Annotated in this window: 21 protein-coding genes; 10 read left to right on the top strand and 11 right to left on the bottom strand. The window is 55.5% G+C overall.

What is annotated here, in order from left to right:
• Positions 1-18: 18 nt before the first annotated feature.
• Both ACQ86N_RS18805 and ACQ86N_RS18810 read right to left on the bottom strand, forming a co-directional pair.
• Positions 19-216, bottom strand: a complete 198-nt coding sequence (locus tag ACQ86N_RS18805) for a hypothetical protein (RefSeq protein ID WP_431216475.1) — start codon at positions 214-216, stop codon at positions 19-21.
• An 88-nt stretch (positions 217-304) separates the two neighbouring features.
• Positions 305-634 (bottom strand): hypothetical protein, encoded by a 330-nt coding sequence (locus ACQ86N_RS18810; protein WP_431216476.1) that lies wholly within the window; start codon positions 632-634, stop codon positions 305-307.
• A 171-nt stretch (positions 635-805) separates the two neighbouring features.
• Between ACQ86N_RS18810 and ACQ86N_RS18815 the strand changes: the two genes are divergently transcribed.
• The 6 genes from ACQ86N_RS18815 to ACQ86N_RS18840 all read left to right on the top strand — a co-directional run bounded on the left by ACQ86N_RS18815 (position 806) and on the right by ACQ86N_RS18840 (position 2,921).
• The gene (locus tag ACQ86N_RS18815; RefSeq protein WP_431216477.1) at positions 806-1,291 is read left to right on the top strand and encodes an NIPSNAP family protein; all 486 of its coding nucleotides are present in this window, start codon (positions 806-808) and stop codon (positions 1,289-1,291) included.
• 363 nt (positions 1,292-1,654) lie between these two features.
• Positions 1,655-2,086 carry a hypothetical protein gene (locus ACQ86N_RS18820; RefSeq protein WP_431216478.1) on the top strand — a complete coding sequence of 144 codons (432 nt, stop codon included), beginning with the start codon at positions 1,655-1,657 and terminating at the stop codon, positions 2,084-2,086.
• Positions 1,986-2,465, top strand: coding sequence for an N-acetylmuramoyl-L-alanine amidase (locus ACQ86N_RS18825; RefSeq protein ID WP_431216479.1), 480 nt, complete (start codon positions 1,986-1,988; stop codon positions 2,463-2,465). Before ACQ86N_RS18820 ends, ACQ86N_RS18825 begins: the two co-directional genes overlap by 101 nt.
• Before the next feature lie 6 nt (positions 2,466-2,471).
• A complete protein-coding gene (locus ACQ86N_RS18830; RefSeq protein ID WP_431218083.1) occupies positions 2,472-2,690 on the top strand; it encodes a hypothetical protein in 219 nt (72 codons plus the stop codon).
• Positions 2,603-2,800 (top strand): GNAT family N-acetyltransferase, encoded by a 198-nt coding sequence (locus ACQ86N_RS18835; protein WP_431216480.1) that lies wholly within the window; start codon positions 2,603-2,605, stop codon positions 2,798-2,800. The genes ACQ86N_RS18830 and ACQ86N_RS18835 overlap by 88 nt, the downstream gene beginning before the upstream one ends.
• A complete protein-coding gene (locus ACQ86N_RS18840; protein WP_431216481.1) occupies positions 2,793-2,921 on the top strand; it encodes a hypothetical protein in 129 nt (42 codons plus the stop codon). Before ACQ86N_RS18835 ends, ACQ86N_RS18840 begins: the two co-directional genes overlap by 8 nt.
• Here the strand turns inward: ACQ86N_RS18840 and ACQ86N_RS18845 are convergent.
• The 3 genes from ACQ86N_RS18845 to ACQ86N_RS18855 form a co-directional block, all read right to left on the bottom strand.
• The gene (locus ACQ86N_RS18845; RefSeq protein WP_431216482.1) at positions 2,918-3,316 is read right to left on the bottom strand and encodes an OsmC family protein; all 399 of its coding nucleotides are present in this window, start codon (positions 3,314-3,316) and stop codon (positions 2,918-2,920) included. The genes ACQ86N_RS18840 and ACQ86N_RS18845 overlap by 4 nt on opposite strands.
• Before the next feature lie 109 nt (positions 3,317-3,425).
• Positions 3,426-3,767 carry a hypothetical protein gene (locus ACQ86N_RS18850; RefSeq protein WP_431216483.1) on the bottom strand — a complete coding sequence of 114 codons (342 nt, stop codon included), beginning with the start codon at positions 3,765-3,767 and terminating at the stop codon, positions 3,426-3,428.
• A complete protein-coding gene (locus ACQ86N_RS18855) occupies positions 3,716-4,429 on the bottom strand; it encodes a hypothetical protein (RefSeq protein WP_431216484.1) in 714 nt (237 codons plus the stop codon). Before ACQ86N_RS18855 ends, ACQ86N_RS18850 begins: the two co-directional genes overlap by 52 nt.
• A gap of 7 nt (positions 4,430-4,436) precedes the next feature.
• On the opposite strand from ACQ86N_RS18855, the gene ACQ86N_RS18860 reads away from it, so the two are divergent.
• Positions 4,437-4,592 (top strand): hypothetical protein, encoded by a 156-nt coding sequence (locus ACQ86N_RS18860; RefSeq protein WP_431216485.1) that lies wholly within the window; start codon positions 4,437-4,439, stop codon positions 4,590-4,592.
• Between the two features lie 26 nt (positions 4,593-4,618).
• Here ACQ86N_RS18860 and ACQ86N_RS18865 read toward each other — a convergent pair whose 3' ends face one another.
• Together ACQ86N_RS18865 and ACQ86N_RS18870 are read right to left on the bottom strand one after the other, a co-directional pair.
• The gene (locus tag ACQ86N_RS18865) at positions 4,619-5,842 is read right to left on the bottom strand and encodes an aminotransferase class V-fold PLP-dependent enzyme (protein ID WP_431216486.1); all 1,224 of its coding nucleotides are present in this window, start codon (positions 5,840-5,842) and stop codon (positions 4,619-4,621) included.
• Between the two features lie 19 nt (positions 5,843-5,861).
• The gene (locus ACQ86N_RS18870; RefSeq protein WP_431216487.1) at positions 5,862-6,386 is read right to left on the bottom strand and encodes a RidA family protein; all 525 of its coding nucleotides are present in this window, start codon (positions 6,384-6,386) and stop codon (positions 5,862-5,864) included.
• Positions 6,387-6,481: 95 nt separating this feature from the next.
• On the opposite strand from ACQ86N_RS18870, the gene ACQ86N_RS18875 reads away from it, so the two are divergent.
• On the top strand, positions 6,482-7,282 hold the full coding sequence (locus tag ACQ86N_RS18875) for a class I SAM-dependent methyltransferase (protein ID WP_431216488.1): 801 nt from the start codon (positions 6,482-6,484) through the stop codon (positions 7,280-7,282).
• On the opposite strand, the gene ACQ86N_RS18880 is transcribed toward ACQ86N_RS18875, so the two are convergent.
• Positions 7,250-8,125 (bottom strand): maleylpyruvate isomerase family mycothiol-dependent enzyme, encoded by an 876-nt coding sequence (locus tag ACQ86N_RS18880; protein WP_431216489.1) that lies wholly within the window; start codon positions 8,123-8,125, stop codon positions 7,250-7,252. The two genes, ACQ86N_RS18875 and ACQ86N_RS18880, sit on opposite strands and share 33 nt — an antisense overlap.
• A gap of 29 nt (positions 8,126-8,154) precedes the next feature.
• Between ACQ86N_RS18880 and ACQ86N_RS18885 the strand changes: the two genes are divergently transcribed.
• On the top strand, positions 8,155-9,006 hold the full coding sequence (locus ACQ86N_RS18885) for an NAD(P)-dependent oxidoreductase (RefSeq protein WP_431216490.1): 852 nt from the start codon (positions 8,155-8,157) through the stop codon (positions 9,004-9,006).
• A gap of 137 nt (positions 9,007-9,143) precedes the next feature.
• On the top strand, positions 9,144-9,749 hold the full coding sequence (locus ACQ86N_RS18890; protein WP_431216491.1) for an energy transducer TonB: 606 nt from the start codon (positions 9,144-9,146) through the stop codon (positions 9,747-9,749).
• 115 nt (positions 9,750-9,864) lie between these two features.
• Here ACQ86N_RS18890 and ACQ86N_RS18895 read toward each other — a convergent pair whose 3' ends face one another.
• From ACQ86N_RS18895 to ACQ86N_RS18905, 3 genes are all read right to left on the bottom strand, one after another.
• Positions 9,865-10,863 carry a Gfo/Idh/MocA family protein gene (locus ACQ86N_RS18895; protein ID WP_431216492.1) on the bottom strand — a complete coding sequence of 333 codons (999 nt, stop codon included), beginning with the start codon at positions 10,861-10,863 and terminating at the stop codon, positions 9,865-9,867.
• A 429-nt stretch (positions 10,864-11,292) separates the two neighbouring features.
• A complete protein-coding gene (locus tag ACQ86N_RS18900; RefSeq protein ID WP_431216493.1) occupies positions 11,293-12,354 on the bottom strand; it encodes an oxygenase MpaB family protein in 1,062 nt (353 codons plus the stop codon).
• The gene (locus tag ACQ86N_RS18905) at positions 12,324-12,680 is read right to left on the bottom strand and encodes a DUF2809 domain-containing protein (RefSeq protein WP_431216494.1); all 357 of its coding nucleotides are present in this window, start codon (positions 12,678-12,680) and stop codon (positions 12,324-12,326) included. The genes ACQ86N_RS18900 and ACQ86N_RS18905 overlap by 31 nt, the downstream gene beginning before the upstream one ends.
• Positions 12,681-12,790 lie beyond the last annotated feature (110 nt).

Genomic DNA, 12,790 nt, shown 5'->3' on the forward strand with positions numbered 1-12,790 from the left:
GGAGATTAGGGTATAGGATTATCGGATATCGATATCCGAAAGTACAACGGCAGCGCCGGGAAAGATAGTATGTCGCAGGAGAGTTAGACCGCCAGCTGCGGCGCATAACCGGCGCGGAAAGTTTTGTACGATCGAGGCGGGCGTCAGCACCTCCGTAGACCCCGACGCAGGACGCGCCGCGGCAAACTCATACCCCGAAGGCGACCAGAAAAACATCTTCTCCCCACGACTACGGCCGGCCTGCCCTGCCAGCGGATAAAACTACCGTCCGGAAGATCACGGATGTCTTCCGCATGCGTAACCTTCACCCCTTCTTCCCGATCCGTTCCCGATGCAGAATAGTATCGATCTCCGCGATAGGCGTACGCTCGTCAAAACCATATTCCGCATTACCCTTCAGCCAGTATGACTTAAATCGCAAAAAGTCCTGCCTTCGACATTCAAAACACGGCCGGTGCCCAGCCGAAAAAGCCGTCGCCTCGTCGAGAAAGAAAAGCTCGGTATACCGGTTGGGAGCCATCACGGAACGCTGCCGGCCCCTGAATTCCAGCACACAGGTGATCCACGCCTTCAGCTTAAAGGCGCGAAGGATATGCTGGTTTTCGTCGTGGAGTATCCCCTGTTGCCCATCCACGCACCGCGCGCGCTGGTTCGGATAAGATGGCCCTCCGGATCGACCCTGTTCTGAAGCATGTAATAAAGGTAGGCGGCATTTCTTATCTTTAGGGTATGGACCGCCGAAATTTTGTAAAATCGACCTGGGGCGCCGCGATCGTGGGCCCGCAAACGCTCGATCGACCCGCTTATGGAAAATGCAAAAAAGACCCAGCAGCGGTACGAGCTCAGAACCTACCAGTTTGCCAATGACGACCAGCGGCAGCTGACCAGTACCTATCTGGAACAGGCCTACCTGCCCGCCCTCAACCGCGCCGGCATCCACCAGGTAGGCGTCTTCGTCGAAACGCAGCCACAAGCCGTCGCCAGGCTATTTGTGCTGATCCCGTTTGACAGCATCGAAGCCTTTACCGCCATCGGCAACCGGCTTGCGCACGACCCGACCTACCTGAGAACAGGAGAAGCCTATCTCGCCGCCGCCGCCACCAGTCCGGCCTATCAACGCATCGAAAGCTCGCTGCTCAAAGCCTTCGCCCATATGCCGCAGATGGAAGTCCCGGAGAAGAAAGACCGGATCTTCGAACTTCGCTGCTACGAGAGCCCTACCGAATCCGCGGGACAAAAGAAGATCGGGATGTTCAACGACGCCGGCGAGATCGATATCTTCAAAAAGTAGGCGCAAGACCCGTATTCTTCGGGGAGACCATCATCGGAGAACGCCGCCCCAACCTCATCTATATGCTCTGCTTCGACGATATGGCCGGCCACGACACCCACTGGAAAGCGTTCGGCACCGACCCGGACTGGAAAAAATAAGCTCGATGCCGGAATACTCCGACGCCCGGCTGATCTCGAAGATCACGCGGACCTTCTCAGCCCGACCACCGTCTCAGGTGTAACCGGCCCCCGCACCACACGGCTACCCCCGTCACCGGCACACCGGTCCAAAGGGAGAACGTCGAAGAACTCACCAGCTCCATCCAGCAGACTGTCCGAGTTCTCAATAGGATATTCTAGGGTATGAGTTCTATATTTGGTGATGAAGTTTCCGATCTTATTCACCATCGTTGTCGCGATCGTATCCGCCTGTACCGTCAACCCGTATAAAGCTACCAACAAAGTCTACAAGGGTATGGCAAAGGACCTCGCCACCACCATCCGCGAGAACCCGCTGCCCACCGGGGCCGACTCTGTCCCCGCCGCGCCATACTGGGTCGGCACGACAAATTTCAATCTGCGCAAGCCCAATTTTGTCATCATCCACCATACCGCGCAGAACAGCTGCCCGCAAACCCTCAGGACCTTTACCACAGCGAGCACCCAGGTCAGCGCCCACTACGTGATCTGCAGGAGACGGCACAGTGCACCATATGCTCAACGACTACCTCCGCGCCTGGCAGGCCGGGGTCAGCAAATGGGGAAATATCACGGACGTCAATTCGATATCCATCGGGATCGAGCTGGACAATAACGGCATCGATTCATTCCCTGACGCCCAGATCACCAGCCTGCTGCACCTGCTCACGAGGCTAAAGACCAGCTACAATATCCCCCGGCCAATTTTATCGGACACGGCGATATCGCCCCCACCCGCAAGAACGACCCCAATTTCCGCTTCCCGTGGAAACAGCTCTCCGACCGCGGCTTCGGCAACTGGTATAACGACACCTACAGGCGTCGTCCCTCCCGATAATTTCAGCAGCCTGACGGCCCTGCGCCTCATCGGCTATGACGTGAGAGACAGCAGCGCGGCCGCCCTCGCTTTCAAACGGCATTTCGAACAGGATACGCTCCGCTGCTGGGGAGACGCGGACAAGAAGATCCTATATTCGTTGTATACAAAATACTGATAGGACATGATCACCACGATACGAACCGATTCCGACAACCCCGACTTCAGGCAACTGGTCAGCCAGCTGGATCACTATCTGGCCATGCTCGACGGCGCCGAACACGCTTTTACGCCCAGCTCAACAAGACCGACCACATGCGCGAGGTTATTGTTGCTTATGAAGAGGGCGCCCTCGTCGGATGCGGCGCCATCAGAGCCTTTACAAACGAAGCAACGGAAGTGAAAAGAATGTATGTCCGGCCGGACAGACGTGGATTGGGCATCGCCTCAACTATCCTCGCCGCCCCTCGAAGAATGGGCAAAAGAACTAGGCTATCAAAAGACCGTGCTTGAGACCGGCAAGCGCCAGCCGGAGGCCATCGCCCTCTACAAAAATCGCGGCTACTCGCCCACACCCAACTACGGGAAGTATATCGGCGTCGGCAACAGCGTCTGCTTCGAAAAAACTCTTTAGCCCTGCAATGTAATATTCAACCCCTTTCTCAACGTATTGTGTATCTCGGCGACGCGGTCGGTATGCGCGATCAATTCAGCCACAGCCTCAGCCGGAGCGTCCGCCACAACATCCGCCTTGTAGTTGAAATTAAAACCCGGCTCGCCTTCCCCGCCGAACTCTCCGGTAAATTCAACCGAAACACTACTAATAGTAATATTCCTTTTCGCCGCCTCCCTGTAAATGTCATTGCAAAAACAGGTAGCGAGCGACAACAGCAACAGTTCACCCCCATTGATCGAGCTGCCGAATCCCGTGGGCTTAACGGCAATGGCCATCTCTTTCGCGGCCCCATTGGTTGCCACGACTGTTTCGTGCTGGTTAAAGGAGCTTTTTACACTGGCGGATATCTTCATGCAGGGAAGATAAGTCAATCCCACCAGATATTCCGCGGCAACACTACCGGGCTGGCGATCCCGTTGAGATCATAGACGATCTTCCCGTCGCGGATAGTCATCTCACATTCTAATTTAGCACGCCCTTCGATCCGGTAACCCGTATAGTCGAAGTATCCGAAGCGGCCCTGCTCCACGCCCAGTATCGCGATATCCGCCGGCCCGCCCACCGAAAAGATGGCCCAGGTCTTCGTGCCGGATCTCGCGCGCCGGATTCCAGTGTCGCGGCGGCGATCACGGAGTCCAGCGGCATCCCCAGGGCCATGAACTTGGAGAGCGTATTCAGCAGGTCCTTCATCGCGCCGTTGATATTACGGACATGAATATCCGTGCTGATGGAGTTGGGATAAAAACCACTCTTCAGCGCCGGAATGGCCTGGCTGAATGAGCAACTGATCTCGCCATACCCCACGTCGAATACCGTCCCCCGCTGCTGCGCCTCGCGTACAAAGGCTTCAGCACCTTCGTGCCCACATCGACGATCGCCTCCCGGCTCTTCAATTGCCCAAAACAGTGGGTGAAAATATCCCCCGGCCTCAGGTGCTTAAAGAACAGCTCGTTGATCGACAACGGCGGCGTACTGCTGCCAAAGTCCACCATCACGGGGATCCCCGCCAGCTGCCCCGCCTTCACGGCCTCATCCACCGGCGTCCATTCCGGCCCGACATAGTGCGCCACCTTCACGCCAACGATATAGTCCTTATACTGGCGGGCTACCTGCGCCGTCAGTTTGCCATCCATGTCCTTTGTATCCTGTTCGTAGGCGCTGCCCCGCATGCCCCAGCCGACGATATTGACAAAGGCCAGCACCCGGGTGCGGGAATTGTCGATCACCTGCTTTTTGAACGTGGGAAAATCCCGCCAGCCCGATGAACCGGCATCCACCATCGTCGTAATGCCACTGCGAAATGACAGCCCGTCCGGAACAACCCCCTCCGTTCCGCCGCAGTAGGCACGCGACGGATCGATACCATAAAAAACATGTGTGTGCAGATCGATCAGCCCCGGCACCACATAAAGCCCCCTGGCATCCACCACCTGAACGGCCTGGGCCGGGTCGATATGCTTGCCCATCTTAACGATGCGACCGTCCGCAACGGCGTATATCCAGGGTATCGTGCAGCCGGCTGCGCGCGTCGAGGACGCACCCGTTCCGGATCAGAATGGAATAGGGCTGCTGCGCCTCCACAACAAAAAGCCGCAGGCCAACAGCAGGATCAGGACTCCCGTTTTATAATACATAGCAAAAAATTAGTTATACGATCAGCCCGCAGCGCGCGACAGTTCCTCCCGCAGCCGGGTGGCCACTATCTTCTCCTGCCCCGGCTTCAGCATCCAGACGGTGATCGCGATCTGATATTGTTGTACGTCTCCCACCTCGATCGACGGCTCGCCGTTGCGCATCCGCTCCTGCAGGTCCTTGCCGGTCAGCTTTACCGTCTGCGGATCCCAGCTGATATGTAAGGTAGGCGTGATATTTCCCAAAGCGGGCACTTTTATTTCTGTGGTCACCCCTTTTACCGGCTTCACGGCCTGGTGGATCACCGCGGTAGCCGCCTCCCATTCCTTCCACTCCTTGTCGTGGTCCTGGTGGATATAGCTGTCCAGCGCCACGTACATACCCAGCACCTCTTCCTTGTTGACCTTGAAGCCCCTGCCGATATTGAACCCGCGCGGCGGCATACTCAGCCTGGCCGCGGCGACGATCTCTTTCCTGCCCATCAGCAGACCCGCACTCTGCGGCCCCCGGATCGCCTTGCCCCCCGATATGGCGACAAAGCTAAAACCCATATCGTTGAATTTCCAAAGATTGGATACCGGCGGGACGTCAGCCGCGATATCGATGGACGTGGGGATGCCATGCTTGCGCCCGATCGCCACCCACTCTTCGTGCTTGATCTGCCCCTTGTCGGCTTCGATATTCAGAAAATGCAGCAGCGCCGTCTTCTCGCTGATCGCCGCCTCCAGCTGTTCGCGCGTCTCGATATAGATCAGCCTGCATCCCGTATTTTTCAGCGCATGATTGTATACGATCTCGTGTGCCTTCTGGATAATGACCTCGGACTTCATATCCGTGCCTTCGAGGTGCGGCAGCTGCTCGACCTTCTTCTGATCCATACCCGTAAGGATCCCCGCCAGGCCCAGCGTCATGGCGGAGAAAGCGCCGGACGTGACGACAGCTGCCTCGGAATGGACCAGCGCCGCGATCTTCTCCCCTACCTTGTCCTGCACCTCGTCGAGCATACAGAACTGAAGGGAAGCGTCCTCGATGGTCTCCACGACATAGTCGTGCATCAGCGATCCCGTCATGGCGGTATACGTTCCGGCCGCGTTGATAAAGGTGCGAATACCCAGCTCTTTAAAAAGGTCTCGCTTTAGCGGCGACGCGGCGACAAGACTTTTCGCCGAAGATGGCAGGGTCAGGCTGACGGCTCCGCCGGTCAGCGTGAGAAAAGAGAGATGCCTGAAGAGTTCTCTTCTTTGCATAAACAGTAAGTTTTGGGTGTTAAAGTTGAATGGGCCCTATATCGGCTATACGTAGGCGATACAATCCATTTCCACCAGGGAATTGCCCGGCACCCCACCTTTCGCGACGGCGACCGTCGTACGAACCGGCGGCTTGCTGCCGAAAACGCCCCTGATAGACCTCGTTCATCCCCTTATAGTCCGCGATATCGTTCAGGAACACGCCGACCTTCAATACCTTCTCCATCGACGATCCGGCAGCGGTCAGCTGTTTCTCCATTTCCTTCAGCACGATCTCCGTATGCGCCTTGATCTCGAACGGCTCCACATGCGCGCCTATGCCGGCGAGGAACACCATCCCGTTGTATTTGGTCACGGAAGAGAACAACGGCACCTGCTGGTTCTCAACGACGTTGAAGACCTCTTTTTCGGGAGCCTTCTCACGTGAAGCGGCCTTTTCGGGCGCGGCGGCGGCGGTCTCGGCTTTGGCGATCAGGCCCATCCCGGCGGCGCCGGTTACAGAAAGTAGGATCCTTTTAAGGATGTTTCTTCTTTGCTTCTCCATGGTTTGCAACTTATTTGCACTAAATATAGCATTTATTCGTACAAAACGCGCATGGATGCAAAAAATTTGCAAATCTCTTTCTGTAGATTAGCCCCATGAAAACGAATGCTTATCAACGCGCCGAGATGCCAAAAGGCACCAACTCAGTGATCGACCAGCGGTCCCTCCGGGCTTCCAACGCCAACCTGTTGACCGTCCTTCGCCCGGGCCAACATGTACTCGACGTCGGCTGCGGATCGGGCGCCATCACGGCCGGGATCGCCGAACAGGTCGGGTCGGATGGCCTCGTCCTCGGCATCGACAGAGGCGCCGAACTTATAACACAGGCCCGGCAAAAATTCGCAGGCATCGGCAACCTTAGTTTTGAAGCGGTCGATATCCTCGAATACGACACGCACCTCCGCTTCGACGTCATTACCACGGCGCGGACGCTGCAATGGATCGCAGACCCCATAAAAGTCGTTCAGAAAATGATCAGCCTGCTCGCGCCCGAAGGCGTGCTCTGCGTACTCGACTACAACCACGAGGCCATCAGCTGGCAGCCCGCTCCCCCGCCGGAAATGCGTTCCTTCTACGACCAGTTCCTCCGCTGGCGTGCCGATTCCGGTATGTATAACGACGTCATCGACCGCCTCCCGGAAATGCTCGAATCGCAGGGATTGCGGATCACGCTGAACCAGGACGAGTCCGAGTATCGCGAAAAAGGTGAAGACGGCTGGCAGACGCACGCGGGCATCTGGTCAAAGGTCGCCGAGATGAGAGGAACACAACTGGTCTCCGACGGATACGTGACGGAAGAACAACGCCAGATCGCCATCGATACCTATGATAAATGGTGCCAGACCGCAGGACAATCGATGCGCCTATACCTCCGGGCCGTCCACGCGCAGCGCTAGGCCATCACGGAAACCATATGCAGCACCGCCGAGGCCAGCGCCGGGTCTCCCTCCAGCTTTGATGAAGGCCGCTATCTGCTGCGGGCGGATGCTCTTCGAAAATAGTTTCCAGGCTATTTCCGGAGACAGACTTACCGTTGCCGCATACTGATCATTGACAGTCTTTGCACAAAAGGCCCATCCGTTATCGCCTTTCCCCAGGTACCAGTCGCCCCCGGCATCCGTTTGGATACTGACGCGGATGACACTGCCGGCGGGCGCATCGGCGCCTCGCATGGCATAGGGAAGGGCCCGAAGAAAGGTATCGATCATCGGGAAGAAGAACTCGCGCGTCATGATCCCCTGCCGGCCGGTGGCGTCCCGTATCTGCTGCTGGTGGTGCCATTTCTCCGTATACTCACGGGCGACATGCATCCAGTTGACGCTTTTCTCCTCACCCATCCACGATACCGCAAAAACAGCTTCCTTATAGAGATCCTGCGACTCGTAATAGACGGTCACAGGTTCGCTGGTCATCTCGTGCAGCCAGACCAGAACAGAGGGGCTCACCCGCCGGAAAGCCTTTACCCAGTCGGAGTTGAGACCGTTGAGCCAGGTCACCAGAACGGCGTAGGCCGACGAGGTCGGAGGAGTCTCACCAGTAAATTTCTCACCCTGTGAGGACATGGTCCTGATCTGGGTATCCAGCAGGTGCGCGGCTACGTCCTTTACATTCCAGAGCTTCGCGACCGTCGGGCGCGTCCAGTCTTCCGGCGTCAGGGAACGCAGCAATTCGAGCAATTTTTCGTTCAGCGGTCTGAATAGTTGTCTTGTGTCGATGGGAGAAGGGCTTATCTGTTCCATAGTAATGCTTAAATTTATCAAAAAATTTCATGATAGCATTTTTAGGAATGGGCTTACTGGGCTCAAATTTTGTCCGGGCACTCATCGGCAAGGGAGAAAAGGTACAGGTATGGAACCGGACTGCGGCAAAAGCGACAGCGCTGGAGAAGTACGGAGCGAAAGCCTTTGCCAGCATTGCAGATGCAGTAAAGGGGGCGGATACCATACATCTCACGCTAAAGGATGACCTAAGCGTCGACGAAGTCCTCGCGGCTGCCATCGCCGGCCTGCAACCAGGCGCGACCATTATCGACCATACCACCACCTCCGCGTCGGGCGCCGTCAAAAGGACCGCGGACTGGAAGGCGAAGGGATATACCTACCTCCACGCTCCCGTCTTCATGGGCCCCGTCAATGCCCTCGAAAGCACCGGCTTTATGCTGGTATCCGGCGACCAGTCCGTTATCGCCAGCAACGAAGCGGCCCTCTCCAAAATGACGGGCAAACTGCTCAACTTCGGCGAAGCGACAGGCAAGGCCGCGGCAATGAAACTGATCGGCAATAATTTTCTGGTCACTTTTACCGCCGGACTCGCGGATACCCTAGGCCTTGCGAAGTCCATGAACATTCCCGTCAGCGACATCTCCTCCCTGTTCGACAACTGGAATCCCGGCGCAATGCTTCCCGGACGCCTGAAACGAATGACCACCGGCGACTATAGCCAACCGTCATGGGAATTGAATATGGCCCGTAAGGACACCGGACTCTTTATGGAAGCGGCCGACAAGGCTGGAGTCAAACTGGCGGTCATTCCCGCGATCGCAGCGGAAATGGACCGCTATATCGCCGAAGGACACGGCGGCGAAGACTGGACGGTGATCGCTAAGGACCAGCTCCCTTAGGCTGTAGCAGATTGTCTACATATTTCCCCAGACAAGAGGTGGCAACAGGCGCGTTGGCATCATGGCATCCGATTTGAAACGACTACAGAGGCTAAGATACGCTGATGGTATTAGCATTCGTTCACCAAATCGATGTTATGAATCTAAAAAAAGCTAGACTTACCCGTTCGCTCGTCATTGGAAGTTTTGTCCTCTTCAGCCTGGCGGCCTGTCACAGCAACGACTACAAGTCGGACGACGACACCGCCTCCAGCGGGACTATGTCCACAGATACCTCCGTCTCCACGGCGATCACCGGTTCCGATACCGCAACAACCAAAGCCTTATCGTCCAAATCCAACACCGTTGCTAAAAGAAAAGGAAAGTGGTCTATTAAAATGCCTGATAAGAACAATACCGTGAAGATTGAAAAGGACAGGGAAGGTGTGTACACCCGTGCCGAAGCGATGCCCGAATTTCCCGGCGGCCAGGCTGCACTCGATGACTATGTCAATAACAACATAGAATATCCGCAGCAGGCCATCGACAACAATACATCGGGAACGATAAAAGTCTCTTTTGTCGTAGACGAACGGGGAAAGGTGCAGGAAGCCCACGTCATTGGCTCCCCACTGGGCAATGGCCTGGACGAACAGGCACTGAGAGTAGTGAGCAATATGCCCACATGGAAACCCGGAAAAGTCAGAGGTAAAAATGTGAAAACAAGGCTTGAGCTACCAATCGCGTTTCAGGTAGAGGCCTAGCCGATGATTGCGATTGCTCCCCATAAACAAAGCCCCCTGGCGGGGCTTTGTCTTTATCGTCAGGAGACGCAATGTTCTTTAGAAGCCCTCCTGCTGTTAAGGGCCCGGTCTTCTGTTATAGATGCAGGTCAACTCTTTTACCGGTGCGGATGGATTCGTAGATCCCGTCGATGATCTTCAGGTCCTTGACGGCTTCCTCTCCGTCTACCGGCACAACGGGCTGTTTGCCCTCCAGAATGATACCGGACATCTCGTCCATCTGAACCGTCTGATGCGTGGTGATTGGCTGGTCCAGTTCTCCCCTATTGGTTCGTCCCCTGATAGGCCCATAGCCGGTCGCGGGCAATAACTCGGCAAAGCCCGAAGTCCCGTTGAGAAAAAATCTGTCCAGGTTATTCATGCTATAGGTCGACAGACAGGACGCCACCGCTCCGCCGGGATAGCCCATCTGGAACTGGATGGTCTCGTCAACACCGTCCTTGAATTTTTCGTGATTGGTCTTGGTCTCCTGAGCGGTTACCCAAATGGGATCCTCTCCGATCATGTAGCGGGAACCGTTGATGGAATAGATACCGATATCCATCATCGATCCTCCTCCGGCCAGTTGCCTGTTCAGCCTCCACTTGCGTCGGGTCGCCGATGGTGAAGCCCGACAGCCCCTGGAAAAAAGGATCTTACCCAACTCTCCGGCTTTTCGCAAACGGATGATCTCTAGCGTATGCGGTTCGAAATGCATGCGGTAGCCCACAAGCAGCCGCACCTTCGCCGCCTTGCACGCGTCGACCATCTCCTGCCCGTCCCTGGCCGTGACGGACATGGGCTTTTCACTGATGACGTGCTTCCCCGCTTTTGCCACGCGGATGGCGGCTTCCTTATGCAGCGCATTGGGAGTAATGATATAGACCGCGTCGATATCGGGATTGTTCTTTATCTGGTCATAGGTCTCATAGTTGTAGCAGTTCTTTTCGGGTATATTGTATTTGGCCTGCCAGGCTTTTACCTTCGACGGAGTTCCGCTGATAACGCCGACGAGTTTGGCCTTCTTACAGGTCTGCATTGCTTCCGCCACCCGCGTTCCATAACTCCCGAGTCCCATGATGGCGACACGCAGCATAGGCCCGTCATAAGGGCGCGTATCGGTCTCCGCTGAAAGATGATGTGGCAAAAAGAAAGGGCCACCGCCGAGCCGGTCAATTTCTGAAGGAAATCACGACGTGAATGCATACAAGCAATTTTTTTTAAGTGAGTAATAAGGTTATACTAAAGATAGCCGAAGTTATCCACATGGGCTTGCATATTTCATCATCAGCTAGTATCTTGTCCCCCGAAGTTGATCCGTAAAGAGTCTATACCCTTGAAATACCATGAGACAATTCATTGTATTTCTTAATCTTAAATAGACTCTATGTTACACGCAAAAGAACTCCGCATGGGCAACAAGGTGTTCAACCGCAAAGGTGAAGTGATCACAGTCCAACAGCTCCTCTCCAACGCCCTCATCTACGATACGCAGATCAATATCAGCCGCAAAGTGGCCGCCAATTCAGGCCGTTTCTACGAAGACAGTTATGTTACCGAAGTCGTCGAACTCGTCAAGGAGATCGATTTTCAGGACGTTACCCCCATCGCGCTGACGCCAAAGATCCTCGAGAAATGCGGCTTCCGGAATTTTGTCCGCGACGAATGGATCATCAGTTACGGGAATACACATACGGACTTCGAATTTACTTCCGAAGGACTCCGCCTGCGGCATTCGACACCCACCCGCGTCGGCATCAAATCCCTGCACCAGCTGCAAAACTTCTTCTTTGCCATTACCGGCCATGAGCTGGAAGTGGATATGTAATCTACTGTACATCGAGCCGAAACACCTGCCCGCTGTATTTTTGGGAAGGATGATCAGCTTACACAGCCTGTCCAGCCTCAGGAACCGGACTGCTTTGTATAACTGGACTACCGGCCATAACCAGCGGACGGGAGAAAGCCCGAGCAGTCTCCTCACAGGGCGCGGCGCAAGCATAACCTGCGCCTGCAGCAGCAGCTGATAGCGGAATCCGCCCAGGCTTAGCCTGTAGCGGTGGTAGAGGTCTTTGGTAAACGCGCTGCAGGTCAGGTTTTGTTCGAGGTAGGCGCCGCGCATCTTTTCCCAGGCGGGATAGCTGCCGGGCAGGTTCTTCAGCCGCATCCGCGCGCCGACACGGTGAAAGACGCGGAATACCTCGGCCCTTTCCTCAATGGTCAGACGCCGGTGCAATAGTTCGTGGGCCCGTATCGAATAGTCGATCAGCTGAAAGAGCACGTCGAGATAGGCTTCGTCCGGTATTTTTCCGCCGCGGTTGGCCTCCACCGCCGCGTGGACTGCCGTGATGCTGTCGATGGCGTGCAGCGCCCTGTCCTCTTCTGCAAAAACGATCTTCTGCGCGTAGGCGACCGTCGAGAACAGTCGGCCCAGAGGGTCGGCAGGCAGCTTGCCGGTGAAATAAAGCCAGTCCACCGCTTTATTCAGGGCGAATTCCGCCGATGCCCCTGCAAAAATAAAGAGGATGGTGTCCGCACTGCCCCATATCCGGCGAACTATCGAGTCCTTGTGTACAAACGTTGACATAAAAATCCCTCCCAGCAGATTACGGTGAATATTCCCAGCGTGTAACAGAAAATATCGGTCCAGGTGAAGTAGCTGCCCAGCAGCGTCCTCATCAGCGATGGCCTCGTGTAACCAAGCCTGTCCGCAAACCCGAAATACTGCAGCGTCTCGATCATATAGGCAAACACCAGCACACCCAGCGCCACCTTCCACGCCGGCCAGTCCACAAAACTTCTCACCAGACAGTACAACCAGATCACACAAAGGTAGTCTCCCCCATAGGGTCGGATAATAGCGTCATGCATCCTCGCGCCGATAAAAACTTCCACCCCAAACAGCAGCACCATGATCAAAAAATAAGACAAAGAAAATCGCCACCTCATTATTTAAAAGTACTTTGAATTACAAAGTAAAGAAGAAAAATCGACCCCTGCAAGCCGCGGAAAAAGTTTTTCGA

The organism is Puia sp. P3, from assembly GCF_050632245.1.
Classification (GTDB): Bacteria; Bacteroidota; Bacteroidia; order Chitinophagales; family Chitinophagaceae; genus Puia.